Annotated in this window: 24 protein-coding genes, 7 tRNA genes and 2 pseudogenes; 5 read left to right on the plus strand and 28 right to left on the minus strand. The window is 42.1% G+C overall.

Going from position 1 to position 23,121, the window contains the following annotated elements:
• Positions 1-391: 391 nt before the first annotated feature.
• The 4 genes and pseudogenes from AR442_RS02090 to AR442_RS02100 all read right to left on the minus strand — a co-directional run bounded on the left by AR442_RS02090 (position 392) and on the right by AR442_RS02100 (position 4,054).
• Positions 392-1,669 carry a hypothetical protein gene (locus AR442_RS02090; protein WP_029974936.1) on the minus strand — a complete coding sequence of 426 codons (1,278 nt, stop codon included), beginning with the start codon at positions 1,667-1,669 and terminating at the stop codon, positions 392-394.
• Positions 1,670-1,850: 181 nt separating this feature from the next.
• Positions 1,851-3,019: pseudogene (locus AR442_RS02095) on the minus strand (response regulator aspartate phosphatase).
• A gap of 238 nt (positions 3,020-3,257) precedes the next feature.
• Positions 3,258-3,404, minus strand: coding sequence for an NAD-dependent epimerase/dehydratase family protein (locus tag AR442_RS20240; RefSeq protein ID WP_123768418.1), 147 nt, complete (start codon positions 3,402-3,404; stop codon positions 3,258-3,260).
• Positions 3,405-3,412: 8 nt separating this feature from the next.
• Positions 3,413-4,054, minus strand: a complete 642-nt coding sequence (locus AR442_RS02100) for an FMN-dependent NADH-azoreductase (protein WP_029974934.1) — start codon at positions 4,052-4,054, stop codon at positions 3,413-3,415.
• Between the two features lie 195 nt (positions 4,055-4,249).
• On the opposite strand from AR442_RS02100, the gene AR442_RS02105 reads away from it, so the two are divergent.
• From AR442_RS02105 to AR442_RS02115, 3 genes and pseudogenes are all read left to right on the plus strand, one after another.
• Positions 4,250-4,753 carry an RrF2 family transcriptional regulator gene (locus AR442_RS02105; protein WP_029974931.1) on the plus strand — a complete coding sequence of 168 codons (504 nt, stop codon included), beginning with the start codon at positions 4,250-4,252 and terminating at the stop codon, positions 4,751-4,753.
• A 760-nt stretch (positions 4,754-5,513) separates the two neighbouring features.
• Positions 5,514-7,149, plus strand: a pseudogene (locus AR442_RS20960) (ribonuclease YeeF family protein).
• Between the two features lie 11 nt (positions 7,150-7,160).
• Positions 7,161-7,679: a hypothetical protein gene (locus AR442_RS02115; protein ID WP_029974928.1), complete on the plus strand. Its 519-nt coding sequence runs from the start codon at positions 7,161-7,163 to the stop codon at positions 7,677-7,679.
• Positions 7,680-8,174: 495 nt separating this feature from the next.
• Here the strand turns inward: AR442_RS02115 and AR442_RS02125 are convergent.
• From AR442_RS02125 to AR442_RS02160, 8 genes are all read right to left on the minus strand, one after another.
• A tRNA-Leu gene (locus tag AR442_RS02125) sits at positions 8,175-8,258 on the minus strand.
• 68 nt (positions 8,259-8,326) lie between these two features.
• Positions 8,327-8,408, minus strand: a tRNA-Leu gene (locus AR442_RS02130).
• A gap of 8 nt (positions 8,409-8,416) precedes the next feature.
• Positions 8,417-8,492: transfer RNA gene (locus AR442_RS02135), tRNA-Lys, on the minus strand.
• 33 nt (positions 8,493-8,525) lie between these two features.
• Positions 8,526-8,600 (minus strand) — tRNA-Gln (locus tag AR442_RS02140).
• 11 nt (positions 8,601-8,611) lie between these two features.
• A tRNA-Glu gene (locus AR442_RS02145) sits at positions 8,612-8,686 on the minus strand.
• A 19-nt stretch (positions 8,687-8,705) separates the two neighbouring features.
• Positions 8,706-8,796: transfer RNA gene (locus tag AR442_RS02150), tRNA-Ser, on the minus strand.
• Positions 8,797-8,799: 3 nt separating this feature from the next.
• Positions 8,800-8,874: transfer RNA gene (locus tag AR442_RS02155), tRNA-Asn, on the minus strand.
• A 135-nt stretch (positions 8,875-9,009) separates the two neighbouring features.
• Positions 9,010-9,459, minus strand: a complete 450-nt coding sequence (locus AR442_RS02160; protein ID WP_053285489.1) for a SprT family protein — start codon at positions 9,457-9,459, stop codon at positions 9,010-9,012.
• 99 nt (positions 9,460-9,558) lie between these two features.
• Between AR442_RS02160 and cmpA the strand changes: the two genes are divergently transcribed.
• Positions 9,559-9,672: a cortex morphogenetic protein CmpA gene (gene cmpA, locus AR442_RS20250; protein ID WP_003156164.1), complete on the plus strand. Its 114-nt coding sequence runs from the start codon at positions 9,559-9,561 to the stop codon at positions 9,670-9,672.
• Between the two features lie 9 nt (positions 9,673-9,681).
• Here cmpA and AR442_RS02165 read toward each other — a convergent pair whose 3' ends face one another.
• From AR442_RS02165 to acpS, 14 genes are all read right to left on the minus strand, one after another.
• Complete coding sequence (locus AR442_RS02165; protein WP_053285488.1) at positions 9,682-11,841, minus strand: Tex family protein; 2,160 nt, start codon at positions 11,839-11,841, stop codon at positions 9,682-9,684.
• 72 nt (positions 11,842-11,913) lie between these two features.
• Positions 11,914-12,516 (minus strand): phosphoserine phosphatase RsbX, encoded by a 603-nt coding sequence (gene rsbX, locus AR442_RS02170; RefSeq protein ID WP_053285487.1) that lies wholly within the window; start codon positions 12,514-12,516, stop codon positions 11,914-11,916.
• Positions 12,516-13,304, minus strand: a complete 789-nt coding sequence (gene sigB, locus AR442_RS02175; RefSeq protein WP_003156171.1) for an RNA polymerase sigma factor SigB — start codon at positions 13,302-13,304, stop codon at positions 12,516-12,518. The genes rsbX and sigB overlap by 1 nt, the downstream gene beginning before the upstream one ends.
• Positions 13,270-13,752: an anti-sigma B factor RsbW gene (rsbW, locus tag AR442_RS02180; RefSeq protein WP_007609591.1), complete on the minus strand. Its 483-nt coding sequence runs from the start codon at positions 13,750-13,752 to the stop codon at positions 13,270-13,272. The genes sigB and rsbW overlap by 35 nt, the downstream gene beginning before the upstream one ends.
• Positions 13,749-14,078 carry an anti-sigma factor antagonist RsbV gene (gene rsbV / locus AR442_RS02185; protein ID WP_003156176.1) on the minus strand — a complete coding sequence of 110 codons (330 nt, stop codon included), beginning with the start codon at positions 14,076-14,078 and terminating at the stop codon, positions 13,749-13,751. The genes rsbW and rsbV overlap by 4 nt, the downstream gene beginning before the upstream one ends.
• 63 nt (positions 14,079-14,141) lie before the next feature.
• Positions 14,142-15,149: a PP2C family protein-serine/threonine phosphatase gene (locus tag AR442_RS02190; protein ID WP_007609589.1), complete on the minus strand. Its 1,008-nt coding sequence runs from the start codon at positions 15,147-15,149 to the stop codon at positions 14,142-14,144.
• A gap of 11 nt (positions 15,150-15,160) precedes the next feature.
• Entirely contained in the window at positions 15,161-15,562 is a 402-nt protein-coding gene (locus tag AR442_RS02195; RefSeq protein ID WP_003156178.1) for an anti-sigma regulatory factor, read from the minus strand.
• Positions 15,563-15,564: 2 nt separating this feature from the next.
• Positions 15,565-15,930, minus strand: a complete 366-nt coding sequence (gene rsbS, locus AR442_RS02200; protein ID WP_007609584.1) for an RsbT antagonist protein RsbS — start codon at positions 15,928-15,930, stop codon at positions 15,565-15,567.
• Between the two features lie 4 nt (positions 15,931-15,934).
• Positions 15,935-16,756: an STAS domain-containing protein gene (locus tag AR442_RS02205; RefSeq protein WP_003156182.1), complete on the minus strand. Its 822-nt coding sequence runs from the start codon at positions 16,754-16,756 to the stop codon at positions 15,935-15,937.
• Positions 16,757-16,873: 117 nt separating this feature from the next.
• Positions 16,874-17,224, minus strand: coding sequence for a type II toxin-antitoxin system endoribonuclease NdoA (gene ndoA / locus AR442_RS02210; RefSeq protein WP_003156187.1), 351 nt, complete (start codon positions 17,222-17,224; stop codon positions 16,874-16,876).
• Between the two features lie 5 nt (positions 17,225-17,229).
• A complete protein-coding gene (endB, locus tag AR442_RS02215; RefSeq protein WP_003156188.1) occupies positions 17,230-17,511 on the minus strand; it encodes a type II toxin-antitoxin system antitoxin EndoAI in 282 nt (93 codons plus the stop codon).
• A 119-nt stretch (positions 17,512-17,630) separates the two neighbouring features.
• Positions 17,631-18,800 (minus strand): alanine racemase, encoded by a 1,170-nt coding sequence (gene alr, locus AR442_RS02220; RefSeq protein WP_053285486.1) that lies wholly within the window; start codon positions 18,798-18,800, stop codon positions 17,631-17,633.
• 116 nt (positions 18,801-18,916) lie between these two features.
• Complete coding sequence (locus AR442_RS02225) at positions 18,917-19,924, minus strand: LolA family protein (RefSeq protein ID WP_021495080.1); 1,008 nt, start codon at positions 19,922-19,924, stop codon at positions 18,917-18,919.
• A gap of 164 nt (positions 19,925-20,088) precedes the next feature.
• Positions 20,089-20,454 (minus strand): holo-ACP synthase, encoded by a 366-nt coding sequence (gene acpS / locus AR442_RS02230; RefSeq protein ID WP_014304402.1) that lies wholly within the window; start codon positions 20,452-20,454, stop codon positions 20,089-20,091.
• A 92-nt stretch (positions 20,455-20,546) separates the two neighbouring features.
• Here acpS and AR442_RS02235 point away from each other — a divergent pair, with 92 nt between their 5' ends.
• Positions 20,547-21,146, plus strand: a complete 600-nt coding sequence (locus AR442_RS02235) for a rhomboid family intramembrane serine protease (RefSeq protein ID WP_003156193.1) — start codon at positions 20,547-20,549, stop codon at positions 21,144-21,146.
• On the opposite strand, the gene AR442_RS02240 is transcribed toward AR442_RS02235, so the two are convergent.
• A complete protein-coding gene (locus tag AR442_RS02240; RefSeq protein ID WP_021495081.1) occupies positions 21,143-22,609 on the minus strand; it encodes a PH domain-containing protein in 1,467 nt (488 codons plus the stop codon). The two genes, AR442_RS02235 and AR442_RS02240, sit on opposite strands and share 4 nt — an antisense overlap.
• On the minus strand, positions 22,599-23,078 hold the full coding sequence (locus AR442_RS02245; protein ID WP_025649968.1) for a PH domain-containing protein: 480 nt from the start codon (positions 23,076-23,078) through the stop codon (positions 22,599-22,601). Before AR442_RS02245 ends, AR442_RS02240 begins: the two co-directional genes overlap by 11 nt.
• Between the last annotated feature and the right edge of the window lie 43 nt (positions 23,079-23,121).

Consider the following 23,121-nt stretch of genomic DNA (forward strand, 5'->3'; position numbering starts at 1 on the left):
ACTACCTATAAAGATGAAAATATTTGTGCGATGTCTACTGCAGATGACTTACTTTAGGTAAGTGGGCAGTTTGTGGGCAGTAGATCATTTAAAAATAAGCACAAAAAAATACCAAAGGTGGTTAAACCCTTGGTATCATTGAGATGCGGCCGAGAGGACTTGAACCTCCACGGGTTATTCACCCGCTGGGTCCTCAATAAAGTGAAAGCTTATCATTAGTTACAAAACCCCGTCATTTCAAGCATTTGAAGCTATTCATTACATCCATTTACACCGTTTTATATTAATTTTGGGCACAAAATGGACACTCACTCACTTTCAAATATGAGTTATTAAATAGTTATGTATCTGCTCACATTCCTAATATGTGTGTATAACTACGTATATATAGTTATACTTGCCATCTAACACCAAAGCGAAAAAACGGATCGTTCATTATAATTTTCTCTGTATCAGTATTATAATCTAAGGCAGGCTCTAAAGGAGAGGTTTCCTTACAGATATCAACCATTTTATTTAATGTATATACTATGTGACTTCTAGACATACCCTTTTCTCCAGGAATAAGTAAATCGTTTATTACTTTTACAAAGGATTTAATTGGGATGTCCTCATAATGTGCTACTTCTGCAAGTCCTTTAAGAATAATCTCATATGAGTCTAACTTTGAACCATCTTTCATATCATACGAATTTCTTTTTTGACCTTTAGTAACTTTTCCGTTTTTTAATTTCTCTAATAAGGTTACATTAGTTTGAGGCAATTTGGAATAAATGGTTTTCAGATCATCGGGGTCTAAATTAATTTTATACTGACTATCACATTGCTCTCGTACTCCATGTTGTTTGCAAAAATGTGCACAAATCTCCTGCATAAGATAAGGGTTTTTAAAGCTGTTCTCAATGAAAGATTTAATAACCTCTCCTCCAAGAAGAATATTTAATTTTTCAAAACCGGAAGTAGGTATGAATTCTAGTTCCTTTTCTTCCCATTCAGGCACTCTAATGTTATTAATCCTAGCTTCCATATCTCTTTCGGCTCTCACTACATCCTCGCCTCTATTAGGAATTAATATAATACAAACATGGAGTTTCTCCAATATGTATGGTTTTAACTTATGTATTATTTCAGTTTGTTCGTGTGGTTCTAAATAATGAAAATCATCAAATACTAATATAAATTCATTATCTATTAAATACTTTGTCGTTTGTTTGAGCAAACTTTTTTTATACTCTTGAGTAACTTCATTTTCACTTATCATTTCACCTTTAATTCCTGCTGAACTGTTAAATTTAGCTTTAAAAAAATGAAGAAATGATTTCGCCACAGAGACTTCTGCTTCAGCAGAAATATGAGCTTCAACAGCGTCTTTAGTTCTAACTGTATTAGTTTCATTACTAGGAACCTCAATTAAAGATGCTATAACCTCTTCTAAAATTTCCCCTTTTAAATCACTCGGCTGAATAAAGACCACCTTGTCAGCCGGCAAGCATTTTTTCGCTAAAACTGTTTTTCCAATTTTAGAAGGGCCTGATAGAACTATTATCTTCCCTCCAAACTCTAGTTCGATTTGAAGATCATTTTCAAGTTTTTTTTCCTTCCTTTCATTGTATGTATATTCGGGAATCGAACCAGGAGTGAATACCTCACTTGCTTTTATTTTGCTCATAGAAATGCCTCCAATTTTTTCATAATTTCCTAGTAATATTATACTCTTTTTTTACAAAAAAACACAAAAAAAAGAAGAGGATAATTCCCCTCCTCTTTATGCACCAACTCGATCTGCGGCAATTTTAAAACTGTCATTTGAAGCACTGTCCACACCTGCAAAGTGAACAAACGTTAAAATGCTACTCAACACCATTACTCCCAATAGAATTCGGCTGATTTTCATTAATAATCTCCCCTCTTTTTATTTTTCGTCTAGCCTCAATACTCATGCGATAAAATTCATTCGAAAGTTTTAATTCCCCTGTTTGATAAAAATAATCGCCTATTTCAGTTGCAAAATTCTCCATGTCAGCAAACATTTTTCTGTCAGCTAGATAAGAAAATGCTTCATTAATTAATTCATATTCACCGTGTGAAAAATAAAGTCCTTCTAAAATTTTAAATTTTTCAATGTACTCTTTATCATTTTTATTTTCAGCCTCACCTTTCCCCTTCATGAAATACTTCAGAGCTAAATCAATATTATCTTTTTTGGCATAAACATGAGTCAAAGCAAATAAGGCTTTCGTCAAAAAGCTGTGTTCAGATTTTTCAAAAACCTTAATCGAAAACTTTAAATGAATAGCAGCTTTCTCATAATCCTTTAACTCTTCATAACAAATCCCAATATTCATGTGGGACATACCGATCAGGTGATCAATTTTTGTGTGCTCCGCAATTTCTAATGCATTCAAAAATTGTTGCAACGCTCTTTCAAATTCCAAGAATCTATCAAATTTCCTGCTACTATAAACTGACAGCGCAATGTTTGAACAGCGTATTCATCGAACTTCTGAAATATTTTCAAAGCACGACTAGCATAATTCATCGAAAAGTAAGTCTGTTTCATATAATAATAAACGTATGAAACTTTGAAAAAAAACTCAGCTTTTTCTATTTCATCTTCCACTTCAGAAAGTTTTGTTTCAGCAATCCTATAAGCACTTATTGCCGTTGTTAATTCTTTACGTCTGAACTCGTACATACCTGTAAAAAAGAAATAGTAATACTCAAGCATACCCGTTAATTGCCCTTGCTCTTCCATTTCTTTTATTGTTTCATACGCACTATTTAAATCATCAATCCTTTTCGATTCCATATAACTCAACATTATCTCGTGTCGGAATTCAAGCAATTGATAGTATAACAAAGCGTCTTGATTTTCTTCCATATTCACTAATTCTTTTTCCACTTCTTTTCTTATATGCTCAGCCTGCTCAACTTGATCATTTTTAATAAGAGTATACCAATCATTCAATTTTTGAGTGACTAGGTCATACGGAATTTTTCTGTTTTCATCCAAGAGAATCCGTTACAAGCAAATTCCTCCAATACAAAATTGCAAGAATATTTACATTAATTGTATTATGGCAGATTCAACATTTCTTGACAAAGTTAAAATGTAAAAAGGTACGAATTGTCTATTGAAGAAATTATTCTTTTCGTGTTTATTGCGGTTATTGTAAGTCTTTTGTTTCTTGACACGTGATCCATAAATAAAAAAAAACAAAACACGCTAGAAAATGTTCTAACGTGTAAAGATTACTTCATTGTTTACTAAAACTGAATCTTTTGAGGAACGTGTTCGACCGATTACCTCGGGTCAATGCAAATACTTGATGGCCATTTTGTATTAATTTAGGAAGGAGGGCTCGACCAATTACTCCAGTCCCCCCAACAACAATGATCTTCATACTATTTCTTATTTACCTGCTAATCTTGAAGCAGCTTCTTCAACTTCTTTATTTGCTTTTTGTAAAACATCCTCCGGACTCAGTAAAGCTGTTCCTTGCACTCGGATAATTTGATAATCCTCAATACCGAGGAAATTGAACATTGATTTCAAATATTTATTTGAGTATTCAACTTCTTCATACCAGTCATCATTTGTATAAATTGATCCGCTAGCTTGTATGACAAGCATTCTTCGTCCATCTTTAAGCAGACCTACTGACCCAGTGTCAGTATATTTAAATGTTTCACGTGCGATCATAATATTGTCCATATAGTCTTTTAATTTTGATGGAATATTGAAATTATGCAAAGGCAAAACGATGACATACGTTTTTGCACTTTTGAATTGTTTCAATACTTCTGTCATGCGTTCTGTTACTTTTTGTTCATCACTTGTCAGTTCTTCGCCTTTTCCTGCCTTATCCCATGCACTTAAAACTGTTTTATCAATCAAAGGCACTTCAACACTATATAAGTTAATTTGCTCAAGCTCTTCACTCTCTGGAATTAATTCTTTGTAAGCCTCTAAAAAGTGGTTCATTACCCGTAAACTGTATGATGATGTATCATCTACTTTTGGATGTGCGTTAATGATAAGTGTTTTGCTCATTTGAAACTCTCCTTTTATTTTATATTAAAGACTAGATTAATCGACGATTAACTCGGTCACTAATATAAGCCTTGTATTTTATTTTGTCAAACGGAACAAATAATATCTAAAGAAGGGTTTTAAGATTGACTATCATCAAAAATACTCCTAAGATACAATGTGATAACCCTTAAAATCAAAAGCAGGTGAGTTTATATGCAGTACAGTGTTGGGGTTGAATATGCTTTACATTGTCTGGTTTATTTAATAGATGTTCCCTCCAAGGAAAGTGTGGGGATTCGGGACCTTGCAGAGTTCCAAGGACTTTCAGAAACATTTCTTTCAAAAGTTTTCGGTAAATTATCTAAAGCTGGTATTGTAAATTCTGTCCCTGGTGTAAAGGGAGGATATAGGTTAGCAAAATCCCCAGAAGGTATTTCCTTTTGGGATATAATAGAGGCTGTTGAAGGACCAAAACCCATTTTTCAATGTAAAAATATTGTAAGCAATGGTCTACTTTATCGAGACAAATGCAACTCTTGTGAATCCAGCAATTCTTCTTGTACAATTAACTTGGTAATGCTTGAAGCAGAAGAACAGATGCGTAATTATCTTCGTAATAAAACGCTCGCATGGTTAAATAAAGAATTGGACGTAGTATTGCCTAAAAAAACAAGGACAGATACTCGGGAATACTTCATAAAAAAAAGCTCTGACTAAATTAATTAGTTAGAGCTTTTTTGTGCTTCAAGATGCCTTTAAATTACAATTCATATTATGTTTTTTCGTTTTCCATCTCGACGTTTATATTTTTGAAACCATCTTAGGAATACTTTTGATCATTGGTTTCAAAACAAGAATAACTGCTGTATTGAGTGGTGCTATGTTGATTATTTTCGCTCTAGGTTTAACAGTAGGAACAGGTTTTAAGACTTCTCTTGACTATTCTGTATTCTCTGCATCTGCAGGTGCAATCATATTAATTTATTTTTAAAAAATACCCTATAGTATAGATGCTTTACTGATGAAAAACACTGTAGAGGCTAAATCATTTTCACTAGAGTCAGACAAATAGCCCTCAAACCTCTAAAAAATAGGGAAAGAAATATTGAAGCATAAAAAAGGAGCAGACATAAAGTCTACTCCTTTGTTTTCGTTTCCTTCCCTTTAACTTCTTCATAATCAGGTGTTATCTTATAAGACCAAGTCGGTCGCAATACCCATCACCCGGCATATGTGCCATTTCCTCAAAAGAATCTATAAAAGCTTATTTTCATTACACTTTCTAACATCGCCTTACATCATTTCTATAGGTTTGAATGAATAATGGTTAATAATTGGTGAGTAAAAACCCCCTTAATTCCCCACTTCTCCAAATCTCATTACATTCAATTCATTACCTCTTCTTCAACATTTTTTTCGAACTTCACATCCTATCCATGGTAATATTTAGATATAAACTTACTGGAAGGATTGTCCAATGAAAGTATTTGAAGCAAGGTCTTTGTTATCTGAAGCTGAAAACCGAGCAAACGATTATAAAGAATTGAAAAATCAAATGATTAATTTGAAAAAAGCATTTAAGGCTGTTGCTGATCTTGATGATAGTGAGTTCTCTGGGAAGGGAGCAAACAATATTAAAGCATTTTTTCACGATCACACCGGTGTAGCTGATCAATGGATTGATTTCATTGATATGAAAATCGCTTTCCTTACTAGTATCTCCGGTATTCTGGAAGATGCCAGCTTATCTGATGCATATATCGAAGAATCTTTCTTAGAACACGAACTGGCAAACGCATATAGAAAATCACAAGCAATGATGTCCGAGCAGAAGAAAGCAATGAAAGATATACTGAGTGATATTGATGACATTCTTCCACTTGATTTATTTTCAACAGAGGCTTTTAAGGATGAGCTCTCGTCCGCCGAAAACAAACGAAAAAAAATTATTGAGAAAATAGGCGATACAGACGAGAACTTAAAAACTGAATATGCAATGACTGAACCTAACGAACAATTTATTAAAGCAGACTTTCAAAAGTTACAGGAATCAACAGGTAAGGGCAAAAACGCTTCACCCATACATTATAATGCCAAGGCTTATCGCGAGAGTGACATACATAAGAAAAAAGGCGATATCGAAAAGCGGTCTGAAGCTTATTTAAAGATCAAAAAAGAGGAAGCTAAAAAACGCGAAATTAAAGATTTGAAAAAACAGCTTGTAAATGTAACAGATCCTGACGAGTATTTAAAAATTGCTAAAAAAATTGGATACGAGAATTTGGAGCCTGACCAAAAAGTTTATTTCCGCCAGCTCGAAGAACTTCAACAAAAAGCCGATATCGGAAAAGGTATTGCAGTTGGAATGTATGAAGCCGGTAAAGATACCGTGATGGGTCTCTATCAACTTGCAATGCACCCTATTGAAACGCTTTCTGGAACGGTGAACGCAGTCTTACATCCAATCGATACTTATAAGATCATAGCAAAAGATTCTTGCAATAGTTGGTCCGAAGGGTATTGATAAAGTATCCAAAGTTGCAAAAGCCGGTTCAAAAGATGCTGCAATTAAGACGCTCGAAGTTTCAAAAGCAGGAATAAAAAAAGGTATTGAATACGTTAAAATACCAAATGTTTTTGAACAACAATATGCAATGGCTGGCGGTTCAGGGACTTTTCCATTCAACACAATTGACGGGGAGAGTTATAAAAACTCTGCACTTGAAGTTTTTAAAAACCAGTCTGCTACACATGGTATAAAAAAAGCAAAGCCGCATGAAGTTGTAAACGAATTAGAGACTTTTCAAAGCAGGAAATACATTTTTGGAGGACAATCATTTCTCATTGATAAACGTGGAATGAAGCATATTTTAGAGCGCCATCATCCTAGTTTATGGGATGGTTCAGTTAAGTCTCGTCAATCTTTTCTCAATAAAGAGATGACTGTTAGCGATGTTGCAGATGCGATAGAATCAATCATGAAACAAAACCGTGAAGAGTTAGTACAAAAAGGAACAAAATTCAGTTATCAAATTAGAGGAACGTATAAGGGTCAGCAATATGTTGTAGGCTTTCAAAAAGGAAGAGTAGGTCAATTCTATCCGGAAAAATAGGAGAGGTAAGAATGTTTTATATACAATCATTAATTCTCAAGCCAAATAAGAAGATAAAGGATCTTTCAGTCTTAAAAAAGAATGTTAACGATTACTTTGTCCCCCTTAACAATATAGAGGAACTAAAGAACTTGAAATCACAGTTAGATCCCTACTATTTATCTGGGGCGATTATTTTAAAATATGGTGAACAAGATTTGCTTGATGCCACTATGTGGGACTTGGTTGATCAATTGTGGGCTTATTTTTTGAATTTAATTGAAGAAACTATTGAAACAGGAGAAAGCGAAACTTATTTTCCAGATCAACCACTTCTATTGAAAATGAAATCAATATCGAATGATATGTTGTTATTTGAAATTGATGAAAAACAAAAAGTATTACTGCCGAAACTTGATTTTTTTAAAACACTCTTAAAAAATGCAAAAGGTTTCTTTGAAACTATGATTTCTTTTTTAGAAGAAAACTGTGATTATGACTACGAACTAAATAAGATCGATGAATTGCTAACCAAAATTAAATGTGTGTGAGGCTAAATGTGAATTACTCTGGAGTGATACTCTGGAGTGAAAAAGTTCTTTGAAGAGAATAAAAAATATTCAATTCTTACTGAAAGCGTCACTGATAAACAAATCTTTTTCATGGTTAGCATCCACGCATTTTCTTATTTTATCCATCAAAACAAAAATTTTCTGCTGAAAAATCCCTTTAGGGCATTGTGCCTTTTCTTATGGTTATTTATTCTCTCACAAATAGCACAAGATAGTGGATAAAAAGATGAAGAGTAGCAACTTGCCTACTCTTCTTTTTAAATGGGAAATATTTAAGATAGAGGTTGGGTTTTCCGACCCACTCACCAATATAAATTACATCCAAATAGCTTGCCCAACAACACTTTTTATCCGACCTAACCCGTGGTCTCCAATTCTCTCTAATTCTAGTAAATTATAAAATATTCTACAGGGTTGCATTTTATACATAAAAAAATAATACCAAAGGTAGTTAAACCCTTGGTATCATTGAGATGCGGCCGAGAGGACTTGAACCTCCACGGGTTATTCACCCACTAGGCCCTCAACCTAGCGCGTCTGCCATTCCGCCACGACCGCGTGCTATGAAGCTGTCTTTCCACTAAGCATATAAGCTAGTGATGATGATCAGCACTTTGAAAAGAAAGTGCGGGTGAAGGGACTCGAACCCCCACGTCGTAAGACACTAGATCCTAAGTCTAGCGCGTCTGCCAATTCCGCCACACCCGCGTGACAAGTGGTGAGCCATGAAGGACTCGAACCTTCGACCCTCTGATTAAAAGTCAGATGCTCTACCAACTGAGCTAATGGCTCGCTCTAAAAGTGATTCAAAAATTTTAAATAAAATGGCTGGGCTAGCTGGATTCGAACCAACGCATGACGGAGTCAAAGTCCGTTGCCTTACCGCTTGGCTATAGCCCAACGAAGGTAAATGGTGACCCGTACGGGATTCGAACCCGTGTTACCGCCGTGAAAGGGCGGTGTCTTAACCGCTTGACCAACGGGCCGTCTGGTTGAGAACTTATCTGGCGGAGAAGGAGGGATTTGAACCCTCGCGCCGCTTACGCGACCTACACCCTTAGCAGGGGCGCCTCTTCAGCCACTTGAGTACTTCTCCATATGGCTCCACAGGCAGGATTCGAACCTGCGACCGATCGGTTAACAGCCGATAGCTCTACCACTGAGCTACTGTGGAATAATCAGACTTTCTTAATTATAAATGATGCGACATATTGTGTCAAGAAGCAACATTTATTTTTTTGAGAAAGTGTCGTTGTCTCTCAACGACTTTTATAATTTAACATAGAACATTAAAATGAGTCAAGCCTTTTTAAAAAATTCTTTTGATTTTTCCTCTGCACTTTCCGCAGGCATATCTTTCCGGGTTCATTGCCCGCTTCTTTATATACTGTTGGCCGCAAGCCGCGCATCTATACATATATGTTTTCTTTTGTGTCTTTTTGGTTTGCAGCGGCGTGCAGAATCTCGGCGCTCCGACTTTCTGAAGCAGGTCTCTGAAGTCTTTGTCTCTGTGCTTGTACCCTTTTCCCTCAAGATGAAGATGATAATGGCACAGCTCGTGTTTGATGATTCCTATCAGCTCGCTCTGCCCGTGTTCGATCAGATATTTGCGGTTTAATTCGATGTTATGGGAAGACAGCATGTACCGGCCGCCTGTCGTTTTCAGCCGGTCATTGAAGAAGGCTCTGTGACGGAACGGCTTTCCGAAATCTTGTGCAGAGATGTCTTCCGTCAGCTTTTGAAGTTGTTCGTTATCCATAAGTGCACCCCGCTTTAAAAACATTGAACGGGACAATTCACCGTTCGCATACAATGAGTTAAAACCGACCTCTAACTAAAAGCTGAGGAGGAATGAGCCATGCCGAATTGGCTGATGAAACAAATGCAAAAAGCGTTTTTAGAAAAGGATAATTACCAAATCAAACTGCTGAATCAGTGCTGGTATTTCTACAGAAAAAAACACTGCTCGTAAGCAGTGCTTTTATTTTACCATAGACAGCGACACTCTGCCTTTTTGCACGTCCACCCCTTCGACCCATACGGTGACGATGTCTCCGACCGATACGACGTCGAGAGGATGTTTGACGTATTGATTGCTCAGTTTTGAAATGTGCACAAGCCCGTCCTGTTTGACGCCGATATCGACGAAAGCGCCGAAGTCTACAACGTTGCGGACGGTGCCCTGCAATTCCATTCCTTCCTTTAAATCCTCAAGCTGCAGAACGTCTTTTTTCAGCAAAGGCTTCGGCACTTCGTCACGAGGATCTCGCTCCGGCCTTGTCAGCTGCCCGCAAATATCCGCAAGCGTAATCTCCCCTATACCGAGCTCTTCAGCCGTTTCAGACAGCGGCAATGCGCTGATTTTCTCTTTTGCGTCCGCGCTTCCGATCTGATCCGCAGTGAGCTGCAGTTTTTTGAGCAGCGCCTTTGTCTCTTTATAGCTTTCCGGGTGTATCCCGGTGCGGTCGAGCGGCTCCCGTCCTCCGGGCACTCTCAAAAAGCCGATGCACTGTTCATATGTTTTTGCGCCGAGACGCGGGATTTCTTTCAGCTCTTTGCGATTTGTAAATTTTCCGAGCTCTTCCCTTTTTTTAACGATATTGCCGGCAACGGTTTTGGATAACCCGGCTACATATTGAAGCAGCGCGGCTGATGCTGTATTGACATTCACCCCGACTTGGTTGACGACGGTCTCTACGACAAAACGGAGTGATTCATTTAAATGCTTTTGGCTCACATCATGCTGGTATTGCCCGACGCCGACGGATTTAGGTTCGATTTTCACAAGCTCGGCCAGCGGGTCCTGCAATCTCCGCGCGATGGAGACGGCGCTGCGCTCTTCGACCTGAAAATCCGGAAATTCTTCACGGGCGATTTCTGACGCGGAATACACGCTTGCTCCGGCCTCATTGACGATGACATAATAAATGTCCCGCTCTGTTTCTTTCAGCACATCAACGACGAATTGCTCTGTCTCCCGTGATGCCGTGCCGTTTCCGATCGCCACAACCTCGACTTCGTACCGGTCCAGCAATTCTTTGATTTTTTTCCGGGCTTCCGCTGTCTTTTTTACGGGAGCGTGCGGGTAAATGACGTCGATTTTCAACACTTTTCCCGTCTCATCAACAACTGCCAGTTTGCACCCCGTACGGAAGGCCGGATCGACGCCGAGCACAACTTTTCCCTTCATCGGCGGCTGCAGCAGGAGCTTACGCAGGTTTTCAGCGAAAATATGAATCGCCTGCGCATCTGCTTTTTCTGACAGCTCTTTGCGGATATCGCGCTCAATAGCCGGCTGGATCAGACGTTTGTAACTGTCCTCAATGGCTTCTTTCAGCGTTTCTTTCACAGGCGTTTCACGGCGTTTGATGATTTGCTTTTCTAAATAAGTTTTTATCTGATCGGCGGGCGGTTCGATCGCAATCTTTAAAATGCCTTCTTTTTCACCGCGGTTCATCGCAAGCACTCTGTGAGGAACGACCTTTTGGATCGGCTCTTCGTACTCGTAGTACATTTCATAGACGTTTTTCTCGTCATCTGCGGCTGACTTGCCTGCCGCGGAAGTGAGAATTCCTTTTTTATACGTTTCCTGGCGAATCCACTTTCTGAAATGAGGATCATCCGAGATTTGTTCGGCTATGATGTGCTTCGCGCCTTCAATGGCTTCCTCTCTTGAAGCGACTTCTTTTTCTGCACTGATATATTGATCAGCGATGTCGTGAAGGCGGTTTTCTTTCGGGAGAGAAAGAATATAGTCCGCAAGCGGTTCAAGGCCTTTGCTTTTGGCGACGGTGGCTTTTGTTTTCCGTTTTTGTTTGAAGGGACGGTATAAATCCTCGACTTCCTGAAGCTTGACCGCTTGTTCGATTTTTTGCTTCAGCCCTTCCGTCAGCTTGTCCTGCTCAGAGATCAATCTGATGACTTCTTCTTTCCGCTGCGTCAGGTTTTGTATGTATTGCCACCGCTCGGAGATTGCCTGAATCTGCACCTCGTCCATTGAGCCGGTCTGCTCTTTTCGGTACCGCGCAATAAACGGGACGGTATTGCCGTCTTCCAGCAGGCGGATGACACTTTCGACATGTTTTTGGGATAACGCTGTTTCTTCAGCAATTTGTTTTTTCAAAAGGGCTAACGTTTCCATATCACAAAAGCCTCCATCTCTTCATTCTTTCTCTAGTGTATCAAAAAACGGCGGAACATAAAAAAAGCAGCCTTACGATAAAAGCTGCCCTAGAATATAGGTCAAATCATCACGTCTGGATGTTGTGTACGGATGAAGTGAGTTTGATATATCTTCTATTGAGTGTCCCTGCTTTAAGCAGGTGCGGATATGCGGAACCTCAAGCCCATCCGTGTAGATGATGAACCTCGCCCCTTTTTCGTATGATGACGTATACGTTTTGTATCTTTGCGGTTTGCCTGAGAGGTAACCCGAAATCGGCAGCGGATGAAAGACTTCGCCTGATGGGGAGTGCAGGAAGAAACGGACATTGCCGATCGAGCAGTATGTCAATTCCCTTTTGATGAAATTGATTTTTAAGATGGAGGCAGTCGCCCCTCTTTTGTTTTTCATCGCTTGATTGCAGCGCTCAATGATACTTTCCACATCCTCATCCGCATACGTTTCCACGATGTCTTTAATGGCTGACGAGGATTCATTGGCAAGAGATCCGCTGCCGAGACCGTCCGCTACCGCGCAAACTAATTCTTCTTCATTCGCCTTCATAAAAAAGCTGTCGCCGCATATGGACTTGCCTTCTTTATTTAATTGGTATACAAGAGTTTGAACATGTTCATTTTCTTCAACCTGAATCATTACATTAGCTCCATGGAGGGATCTCCAATCAAGGCCTCTCTCAGTTTTTTCACCGCTTTCCGCTGCAGGCGCGAGACGTGCATTTGAGATATTCCGAGAATGTCCCCTGTTTCTTTTTGGCTTTTATTTTGCACAAATGTTAGATCGATAATCTGTTTTTCGCGGTCGGACAGCACATGAAGCACGCTTTTGATCATCATCTGCTGGTTGACGCGTTCGTATCCTTCCTCCTGCGAACCGACGATATCTAAAATCGTGACGGTGCTTCCGTCCGCATCCGCTTCGATGCTGTGATCGACAGACAGCGCCTGATAGCTTTTTCCCATCTCCATCGTTTCAAGCACTTCCTCTTCTGACACATCGAGAAAGGCTGCGATTTCCTCGACTTTCGGCGACCGCTGCGTCTCTGTCGTCAGCTGATCCACCGCCATTTTAATGCGCGGCCCGAGTTCTTTAATCCGTCTCGGGACGTGTACGCTCCATGTTTTATCTCTGAGGAAGCGTTTGATCTCGCCGATGATGGTCGGAATCGCAAATGCTTCAAAGGATTTGCCGACCTCGGGATCATACCGTTTAATGGCTCCGAGAAGTCCGATCATCCCGACCTGGCGGAGGTCTTCGTGAAAGCTTTTTCCTTTTGAATATTTCTTTGCCAGCATTTCGACGAGATTGGTATACACCTCGACGAGTGTTTCCTGGGCTTCTTTATTATCATGTGTTTGAAAGTCGCGTATGAGCCGATCAACTTCATCTTTAGTTAGTTTCGTAGTTTTTGATGGTTGTGCCATGATCAACTCGCTCCCCATTTAAATACTTTGTCATCGCCACGGTTACGCCAGAGTTGCTTTGAACTTTGACTTCATCCATGAGCGTTTCCATTAAATACAGACCGAGCCCTCCTTCTGACAATTGATCGACTGTGTGTGAAGGTGTGTACGGCCCGAGATCCTGCTGCTTTTGATCAAAATCAAAGCTGTCTCCCTGATCGGCGACAATGACCTCCAGCCGATCCTCAAACACACCGAACCGCACGGATACTTCTCCCTTATTTTCATCGTTGTATGCATGCTGGACAGCGTTTGTACAAGCTTCGCTGACAGCGATTTTTAAATCTTCAATGTCATCATAGGTATAGCCCATTCTGCTTGCGACCCCTGATAACGTAAGCCTGACGATTCCTACATATTCCGGTTCGGCCGGAATTTTCATCTCTATATAATCAACTGATGTACTCATTGCACGCCACCTTCTGACTTTGCCGAAATGTCGATGATGTCCTTAAGCCCCGTAATTTCAAACAGACGGACGAGCCGGTCGGAAAGATTCTCAAGCTTCAGAGAGCCGCCTTCCTTGCTCACCGTTTTAAACACGCCTACAAAAACGCCTAAACCCGTACTGTCCATATAGTTTACATCTTTTAAGCAGATTCTCATGTCCTTCCCCTCGTTTGCCAGGGGCATCAGCTTTTCACGAACCACCGGAGCTGAGTATACATCGATTTCTCCAGCGATATTGATTTGTATATCTGAAAGATTCTCCTTCATATCTACCGTTAAATTCATCGTATCACCTCTGAAAGTTATCCTTACTCGTGCTAATGGCTTTTTACCCGTGCTGCTGTTTTTTTAAACCTTTCTTTTCAAAACAATTAACGTAAAATCGTCATGAAGCTGAAAGTCCTGGAGTCTCAGCAGGCTGTCGTAAATATTTTTGACCATATCCTGCGCGGAGCAGTCCATATGTTCTTCCAGCATGCGCTGAATGTCGCTGCGTTCTAAGAAACCGTTTTCGGTACGGCATTCGGTGACGCCGTCAGAAAAAAGAACGATCATGTCTCCTTCGTCCATGTGCTGTTCATATTGGCTGTAATCAAAATCCTGAGAAATTCCCAGCACCAATCCTTTTGCCTCCAGATCATAAAACTTTTTTTCTTTTTCAGAGTAGTAGAAGCCCGGTTCATGCCCCGCAGAAGCATATGTAAATTGGTGATTTTTCGTATTGTAGTTTGCGTAAAACATGGTGATAAACATGCTTGAGTCCACGTTCTGTTCTACAACGCGGTTAAGATTTTTCAGCACTTGGGAGGGGTGAATGCCGGTCTCCGGAAGAGAGTCCATGGCATACTTGATCATCGACATGCACAATGCGGCAGGTATTCCTTTTCCGATGACATCGGCTATCGCGATGTTAATCGATTCCTTGTCTTTGACAAAGTGATAATAATCCCCGCTCATCTGTTTGGCGGGGACGCTGATTGCCCCGATATCCAGATCTTCTTCTTCAGGAATTTTTGTGCCAAGCAGCGTCTGCTGAACATTTGCGGCAATTTCAATTTCTGAACGAAGCTCCTGCTGGATATCTCTCAGACTTTGATGTTCCTGATAAGCCATCCCGTAGCCAATCATGACTTCTATTAAAAAATCCAGCGAATGAAAAACATCTTCCGGCAGATCCGGATACAGTTCCTTTACTACTTTTCGGTGGATGCTGATGATCTCCTCCGGAGGAACCTGATGTTCAATCGTTTTTCGGCTGAATTTTTGGGCTTGATATAAAGATGTTTCTGTTAATTCGGCTATATATCGGCTAAGCAGCTGATGATACCGCTGCTCTATAACCTCCCTGAAATCCACGTTCTAACCTCCTACCGAAGCCATTTCACGGCTTGAATCTCTGTTCCTTCCTCTGCAACAGATTGCAGGCTGAATTCGTCCATCAGCCTTTTGACGCCCGGAAGTCCCGCTCCCAGTCCGCCTGACGTTGAAAAGCCGTCTTCCATCACTTTACGGATGTCGGGGATTCCGGGTCCTTTGTCTTCTGCTATAATTTTAAGGCCTTTTTTCCCTCTGTCGTTTACTTGTTCTATGCTGACCTGGCCCTTGCCTGCATATAAGTAAATGTTTCTGGCCAATTCTGAGATAGCCGTCGTGATTCTGGCCTGGTCCACCGTGCCGAAGCCTAATTCCTTCGCAACGTTGCGGCCAAGCTGTCTGGCGGCTACGATATCCCATTCTGTCATGATTTTCACACAGGATTGGTCGTTCATCGCTATTCCCCCAATTCCCGCTTCAATGTCTCAAGCCCTTGCTCTAAATCGAGCGCCGTTTCAATTTCCTCAAGTGAGATTCCGAGTTCAATCAATGTGACCGCCACAGCCGGCTGAATTCCCGTCAATACGACATTTGCGCCCATCAATTTAGACATGGTGATGACATCGCCGAGCACTTTCGCGATAAATGAATCGATCATGTCAACGGATGTCAGGTCAATGACGACCCCGTTTGCGCCGGTTTCATAGATTTTGTTCAGCAGATCTTCTTGAAAATGCAAAGCTGTCTGGTCGTCAAGTTCCCATTGGATGGATACCAATAAGCAGTTATACAGTTTCAGGATCGGGATTTTTGGATGTCTCACAATGTTATTCCCCCAATGAAACGATTTTTCGATTTGTCATTTCAAGCGCTGTTTGAATTCCTTTTTGAAGGGTATTCTTCGTAATAACCTGCGACAAATCAATTCCCAGATTAACGATCGTCTGCGCAATCTCCGGACGGATTCCGACGAGCAGGCATTTCGCGCCGACAAGCCGCACCGCTTCTGATGCCTGAATAATATGGTGCGCCACCATCGTATCAACGACCGGCACGCCCGTGATATCAATTAATACAACTTGTGAACGGTGCTTTACGACGCCGTTTAACAGATTTTCCATAATGTGCTTTGCACGCTCCGTATCAATCGTCCCGACAAGCGGCATGACCGTTACATGCTCAAATACCGGGATCAGCGGAGCCGACAATTCCTGAAGCGCGATTTTTTGCAAAGTAACCGTTTTTTCCCAGGAGATAGAATACTGATTTAAAATTTCCGTGTTGATCGGATTGAAAAAGCTGTCTATTTCCAAAATCAAATCTGCTCTGTCCTGATCGGCCATATTAAGGTCGACCATCGTTTCGTAAAGCAGTTTCCAAAACTCTGACAGAGTAGCTGAAAGAAGTTTCAGTGACAGACCGAGCTGAACGGCGCGCAGTGCGAGCTCACTGATCTGCTCTTCCGTAGCCTCGTCATTTTTAGTCGATAATAAAAGAATGTCTATATAGTCTTTACAAATATTTTCACATATGTGATTCGTAAGCTGATAGTCTTCCTGATTGCCTACTTCTTTTAGTTTGGCTGTCCAAGTATCAAGCAGTTCATCATGCTGATCAATGATGAACTGATACACTTTCTGATTCGACATGGGTTTCACTGACCTCCCGACACAAAACAACAAATTTTGTTTGATTATCTCTTTATTATAGCGCTTATGTTTTTCGAAAACAAAAAAAGTTGCTCTATATGAGCAACCAAAATATGACTAAAAATCAATGAGTGCCAAACTGATTTGCAGGGCTTCATCAACCTTATCCATCATTTCATCATCCAGATGAGTTATTTTATCCGTTAATCTTTGCTTGTCAATCGTCCGAATTTGCTCCAGCAAAATAACGGAATCTCTTTCAAAACCGTAGCGTTTTGCATCAATTTCGACGTGGGTTGGTAATTTCGCTTTCTGTATTTGGGCTGTTATGGCTGCAACAATAGCAGTCGGGCTAAAGCGATTTCCGATATCATTTTGGATCACTAAAACCGGGCGTACGCCGCCTTGCTCTGAGCCAACAACAGGAGATAAATCAGCAAAATAAACATCGCCGCGCTTTACAATCAAAATGATTATCCTCCGCTGACTAAGCGCTCAACGGTCGTTTCTGCTTCGCACTCAGCATAGTGAGCCTCAGAAGAGATATTCAAGTTGATTTTCGCCATTTCCATATACCCGCGTCTCATCAAATCACGGTTATGGCGAGTTGTCCGTTCGCTGACATACGCTCTCACTGCTTGTGATATCAGTTCGTTTCTGCTTCGTTTCTCCCGCATCGCTACACCATCCAATTCAGCTACTAAGTTTTCGGGCAAGCTGATTTTCATTTCGGTTCTTGCGCTGGATTCAGACAAAAAACATACACCTCCACCAAACTTACGGATACGACCAATTCATCCATCCAGACATAATGATACCATTATTCAAACGTCAAGCAAAGCTGTTTTATAAATTCTCTTTTTCCGGATGACGGCTACTTGCTTGTATTATCTTGCAGTAAAGGATTTCTTACTTCCATTATACTCTCATTTTCCAAAAACATACGGGGAACGCGGGAACTAATGGTACAAGGGACCTCGTAATTAATCGTCCCAAGCCGCCCGGCGATTTCATCCATCGTGATCGTTTCTCCCTTCTGGCTGCCGATCAGGGTGACTTTGGTGCCCGGCGGATAAGATTGATCTAATTCGACCATCAATTGATCCATGCAGATTCTTCCCGCGATGTTCATCCGTTTGCCGCCGATCAGCACAGACGTGCCGCTCAGCTTGCGGAGCCACCCGTCTGCATAGCCGATGGGAACCGTTCCGATCCATTGATCCTTCTCTGCCGTATATGTTGCGCCGTAGCTGACGCTTTCCCCTTTGCGGATCTTTTTCACATGGGATAAAACAGAGTGCAGCGCAAAAGCCGGTTTTAATTGAAACGGAATTTCGCTTTGGATGTCAGCAGAAGGACGAAGCCCGTACATACTGATGCCGAAACGAACCGCGTTAAAAAAGCCTTTTTTAAGACGAAGTCCGGCAGCGCTGTTCGCGCAGTGCACCATCAATTCTTTTAAAGGAAGCGGAGCGATCAATTTTTTAAAGCGGTCAAACTGGAAGAGGAAATAATCTCTGTTTTTCTCATCCGCGGTAGCAAAATGGGTGAATACGCCTTTACAGACTAAACCGGGATTTTGACCGAGGATTTTTAACACACTTTGGATTTCTTCCTCCGTTTTGACTCCGAGTCTGTTCATGCCGGTGTCGACTTTCAGGTGGAACGGCACTGTTGCACTTCCGAGGTGGCGCGCGGCTTCCTGAAGCCATTCAACAGAATATCCCGTGAGTGTTACGTCATACTCGGCAGCTGCTTGTACATATTCGGGCGGCACGGCGCCAAGCACGAGAATCGGCGCTGTAATGCCCCGTTTTCTCAATGAAATCGCTTCATCCAGTATGGCTACGGCAAGACAAGAGGCACCCGCTTCAAGCGCGGCTTTCCCAACTTCCAAATCTCCGTGGCCGTAAGCGTTCGCCTTTACAACCGCCATGAGATGGACGTTTTGCCCGATGTGTTTTTTCATATGCGTGACATTTTCTTTAATCGCGGACAGGTTGATTTCCGCCCACGTTTCTCTGTAAAAGGATGCTGTGTTCATTCGATACACTTCCTAGCATTATTTTCAATTCATATTTTTATTATCATACTAAAATTATTCTGTAAAGTGAAATGGAATCAAAAAAGAGACCGACAGCGGCGGCCTCTTTTTTGACGTTATTTTGACGACTGTCCCTGCATGCTTTTGGCGGCGGCCACCATTTCATCTTTTGTCAGATCCTGTGATGACAGAAGATAATCCACTCCGTCATATGTCCACGTTAAAGACGTATCAGACAATGCGGCCACCGTGAAGCCGAGATTAACCGGTTCGCCATTCAGCGTGACGGCAGAGGCGGCTTTTGCGATATGGGCTTTTTCTTGAATAAGGGTGAAGGATTTTTCTCCGCCGTAAGTCATGACGATTCGTTTGCCGTCCGCCGTTGAAATATCTTTCTCTTCAAGTTTTTTGACGCCGGCCGGCACTTGAAGCGGTGTTTTGACCGCAAATGAATCAGACGGCTTGGCGCTTGTGGCGACGTCCATCTGGGAAAGCGTCATATTTTTCTTCTCGTCAAAAGAGTCTTTATCAAACGGTTTGTTGAATTCAAAGCTTTTGAATTCGACTTTTACCATCACTTTCCGGTCTGTATCCATCACTTTAACGAGCGACGGGCTCATGTCCTTTTTGTTGAAAGTGATTTCCTGAGTCGGCAGCATTTTGTTGTGCTGATAGTTTGTTTTTGTTTCAAACGTGTACTTTTTATCTTTGGCGGAATAGACGGCGTCTTTGTCATGCTGCACGTCCTTTACAAGTGACTCAAACAAATATACTTGGCTGCTGTTATTCGGCCAGTCGCTTTGGAATCTGAAGCTCTTATTTAAAGACGGCGTGAGGACAAAGACTCCGTTGGCGTTCCGTAAAATGACTTGGTTTTGGTCTTTTTTCGGATTTTCCAAATAGACCCGGTACAGGGAAGGTTTTTTATGCCAGATTTCCACATTGTATACTTGCGGATCACTCCCCGTTTCGATGGTCATTTTGGCTTTCGCTTTGTACGAGGTGTATTCTTTCGCCTTCTTATCTAAACCGTTCACGATATCTTCCTGTGATTTTTGGCCGCAGGCCGAAAGAATAAGGACGGCAAGCAGTCCCGTTAAAAGCAAAACAAAGCTTTTTCTCACCTTTTTTCAACCCCTTCTTCTCAATTGATGTAAAGGGAAGAAATCGCTTGTTTGACTTTAACGGTACGCCCTGAGCGGACGGACGCGTACCATAAAAGCCTCAAACAACTTGTCTCCCTTAATGCACTATCAAATATATGAAGGGGTTCCGGCTAATATGCAGACTAGCGTGACAACCTTTCAATCACGACCTGTGCCGCGGCGTATTCTTTTGTATGGGTAATGGAGACGTGAACCGCCGCACCGTCAAGCTTGGCGCAGGTCAGCACTGGTTTTCCCGCCGTGTCGTTTCCGGTTTCAATATCCTGAAAGCTGAGCTCTTTGCCGATACCTGTGCCGTATGCTTTCGAAAAGGCTTCTTTTGCCGCAAATCTTCCCGCGAGAAATTCAATTTTCCTTTTGTCCGACAGCAATGTAAAACGGGCGTATTCAGCCTCCGTCAATATTCTTTGCGGAAACCTCGCCTGCCGGCTGAGCATGTTTTCAATTCTGTGCAGTTCAACGATGTCGATTCCGATTCCGAAAATCATGTGAATTCCTCCTAAAAGTCCGTACTAAAAAACGGTTAATGTCATAAACGTGTTACTATATATGTAACAAATCAGATGCAAAGGGGCTTGCGATGTTTATACGAACGGAAAATTTCCAGACTTTTATCAGACGTTATCCGGCCGTCAGCTGTATTTTGGCGCTGCAGGCGTTCTTGTGGCTGTTTTTCAGTATGCCGCTTCATTCCGTCATGATGTGGTCAGATGCTGTGACCGGCTATAATTACGGCGTTTCCTCGGGAGAATGGTGGCGGCTGGTGACACCGATGTTTTTACACGCGAATTTCACTCACCTTTTGTTTAACTCCATGTCTCTCTTTTTATTCGCGCCCCCGCTTGAGCAGATGCTCGGAAAAGTCCGTTTTCTGATTGTGTACATCGCATCGGGCATTATCGGCAATATCGGCACGTATCTTGCCGAACCGCTTGATTATGTGCATGTCGGCGCATCCGGCGCGATCTTCGGACTTTTCGGCGTGTATGTGTTTCTGACTGTTTTCCGCAAGGAGCTGATCGGCCGGGATCAGTCGAAAATGATTATGACCCTGCTTATCATCGCGGTGCTGTCGACGTTTATCAACTCTAATATTAACATTATGGCGCATTTGTTCGGACTGGCAGGCGGATTTTTGCTTTCCTTTTTATGCGTGCAGCAAAAAAAGCGGCGGTATTAACCGTCCGCTTTTTCATATGAATACCAGCGCCCGATGCGTTCGGCATCTTCCTCGCTGACATCCTTCAGCATGACATGCTCCATGTGGTGAGCTGATTTCACTGCGGTAGCCACAGATGCGAGCCGCCTTCTTTTTTGCAGAAAGGAGCGGCTGACTTCAAACATCTGCATTCTTCTTCTCAGCATAATCGTGGTCGTCTTCCCGATCAGCCTCGTGGTGATCTGAAGCCTGCCGCCGTTTATGCACCATGACGCTGTCCTAAACGAGGCATATCCTAGCACCAGTTCGACAGGAAGCACGAGGAGCGATGCATATCCCCACGGCTTAAACAGAATACAAAGCGGGATGATCACGAAAACCGAGAAGATTATGGATCGGAATAAATACCGGCGCAGCGCCCTTTTCGGCAAATGATTCCGGTTTTCTTCCAGCACGTAATCCGGTGTGAAACCGTTCAGCATCACTCCGAGCTTTGATTTGCGGATGATCGGAAACAGAATCGTCTGTGCTCCTTCTTTCTCATTCCCCGCACTGCCGGCGCTGACAATCGCAACCGTCGCGTATCCGAATAATTGCCTGATCACATTTTCTTTCATTTTAATGGCTTGGATTTTACGGAGCGGGATTGTCACTTGATGCTTTTCAATAATTCCTCTGGTAATGACCAATTCGTGTTCCTTTTTTTCTATTTTAAAGTTGGCATGCTTGATCATCATACCGGCGATGCTTAACAGCCAGGCGATGAACAATCCTATGAAAATGATCACGGCGTATATGCCGATGCTCGCATGCTTGAGAAAGGAAAACCTGTCATAGAGCCAGTCCATCGGAAGTACTTCATCAATCTGAGAAAAGAGGGCGAATACCGCTGAGATGATGACACCGATTCCCCCGGATGTTGAGGCGGCCATAAGCAGCTCACCTACAGACAGGCGGTAAACGGATTGCACATCTTCCCCGCGCATCGGTTCCTGCTCCGCTGCGGTCTCCCCTCGTTCTTCTTGCTCCGCTTTTTGCTGAAAAACAGCCGCTCTGATCCGTTCCGCCTCTTCCACAGTAATGGCGGATAAGACGGCTTCAGCGTTTTTCCCGTCGCCGGCCGTTTCGATTTGAAGCTTAACAAGCTTAAAAAGCTGCTGAATGATGCCGGCACTCGTATTCATTGATTGAATCCGGTCAATGGAGATGTATCTCTTTTTCGTAAAAAACAAGCCTTCTTCAATTCTGAATTCTCCGTCCTCAATCCGGTATGTAAATTTTCTCCACTCAATCACACTAGCCGTAATCAGCCAGATAAGCAGGACGGCGAGCGCAATGCCTCCGTAAAAGCGGATGAAGTGGTTGGAGTTTACAATATAGACGAGAAAAAATGGCAGAATAATGTTTTTAATGGTTTCGATAATAATATGGAATAAGTTCAAAATCACGGCCGCCGGATGCAGACGTTTCGGCTCAGACATCATCTTCCGTCACCCTTGCCAGACGGGAAATGGAATCCCTCAGCCGGTCAGCTTCCTCCATATCAAGCGCCGGAATGGAATGAACGGTTGCCGCCGTGGAGATTTTGACTGAGGCCAGACGGTACTTTCTGAGGAGCGGGCCTTGTGAAGTATCTACGTGCTGCACCCTCACCATCGGCACAATGACCCGTTTGACAATAAAAATGCCGGATTGAATATCAATTTCATTTTCATGGACTTCATAGCGCCAGATCCTGTGCCTGATTTTCGGTATGGCATAGACGGATATTACTGAACCGATAACCCAAATGATGCCGAGGACTCCGGTGATCCAATACGGCCAATGGAAGAAATGGCTTAAAACAGCTGCTGCTATAACGGCCAGAAGACAGAAGGCGGACAGGATGATTTCCTGAAGACGCCAGACTTTTAAGCCGCTTGGACTGATTCGATTTTTTGGCTGTGCTCTCAACATACCTACCTCCCATTTTTTATCATACATACAAATACGGCTG

Source organism: Bacillus velezensis (assembly GCF_001461825.1).
GTDB lineage: Bacteria > Bacillota > Bacilli > Bacillales > Bacillaceae > Bacillus > Bacillus velezensis.

Coding starts and splice junctions, on each gene's coding strand:
- AR442_RS02235 (WP_003156193.1), top strand. CDS start 20,547: ATGTTTATACGAACGGAAAATTTCCAGACTTTTATCAGACGTTATCCG.
- alr (WP_053285486.1), bottom strand. CDS start 18,800: ATGAACACAGCATCCTTTTACAGAGAAACGTGGGCGGAAATCAACCTG.
- AR442_RS02165 (WP_053285488.1), bottom strand. CDS start 11,841: ATGGAAACGTTAGCCCTTTTGAAAAAACAAATTGCTGAAGAAACAGCG.
- AR442_RS02195 (WP_003156178.1), bottom strand. CDS start 15,562: ATGAACGACCAATCCTGTGTGAAAATCATGACAGAATGGGATATCGTA.
- AR442_RS20240 (WP_123768418.1), bottom strand. CDS start 3,404: ATGAAGATCATTGTTGTTGGGGGGACTGGAGTAATTGGTCGAGCCCTC.
- AR442_RS02115 (WP_029974928.1), top strand. CDS start 7,161: ATGTTTTATATACAATCATTAATTCTCAAGCCAAATAAGAAGATAAAG.
- AR442_RS02105 (WP_029974931.1), top strand. CDS start 4,250: ATGCAGTACAGTGTTGGGGTTGAATATGCTTTACATTGTCTGGTTTAT.
- AR442_RS02090 (WP_029974936.1), bottom strand. CDS start 1,669: ATGAGCAAAATAAAAGCAAGTGAGGTATTCACTCCTGGTTCGATTCCC.
- sigB (WP_003156171.1), bottom strand. CDS start 13,304: ATGGCACAACCATCAAAAACTACGAAACTAACTAAAGATGAAGTTGAT.
- rsbW (WP_007609591.1), bottom strand. CDS start 13,752: ATGAGTACATCAGTTGATTATATAGAGATGAAAATTCCGGCCGAACCG.
- rsbX (WP_053285487.1), bottom strand. CDS start 12,516: ATGATTCAGGTTGAAGAAAATGAACATGTTCAAACTCTTGTATACCAA.
- AR442_RS02240 (WP_021495081.1), bottom strand. CDS start 22,609: ATGATGTCTGAGCCGAAACGTCTGCATCCGGCGGCCGTGATTTTGAAC.
- AR442_RS02160 (WP_053285489.1), bottom strand. CDS start 9,459: ATGGATAACGAACAACTTCAAAAGCTGACGGAAGACATCTCTGCACAA.
- rsbV (WP_003156176.1), bottom strand. CDS start 14,078: ATGAATTTAACGGTAGATATGAAGGAGAATCTTTCAGATATACAAATC.
- cmpA (WP_003156164.1), top strand. CDS start 9,559: ATGCCGAATTGGCTGATGAAACAAATGCAAAAAGCGTTTTTAGAAAAG.
- AR442_RS02100 (WP_029974934.1), bottom strand. CDS start 4,054: ATGAGCAAAACACTTATCATTAACGCACATCCAAAAGTAGATGATACA.
- acpS (WP_014304402.1), bottom strand. CDS start 20,454: ATGATTTTCGGAATCGGAATCGACATCGTTGAACTGCACAGAATTGAA.
- AR442_RS02205 (WP_003156182.1), bottom strand. CDS start 16,756: ATGTCGAATCAGAAAGTGTATCAGTTCATCATTGATCAGCATGATGAA.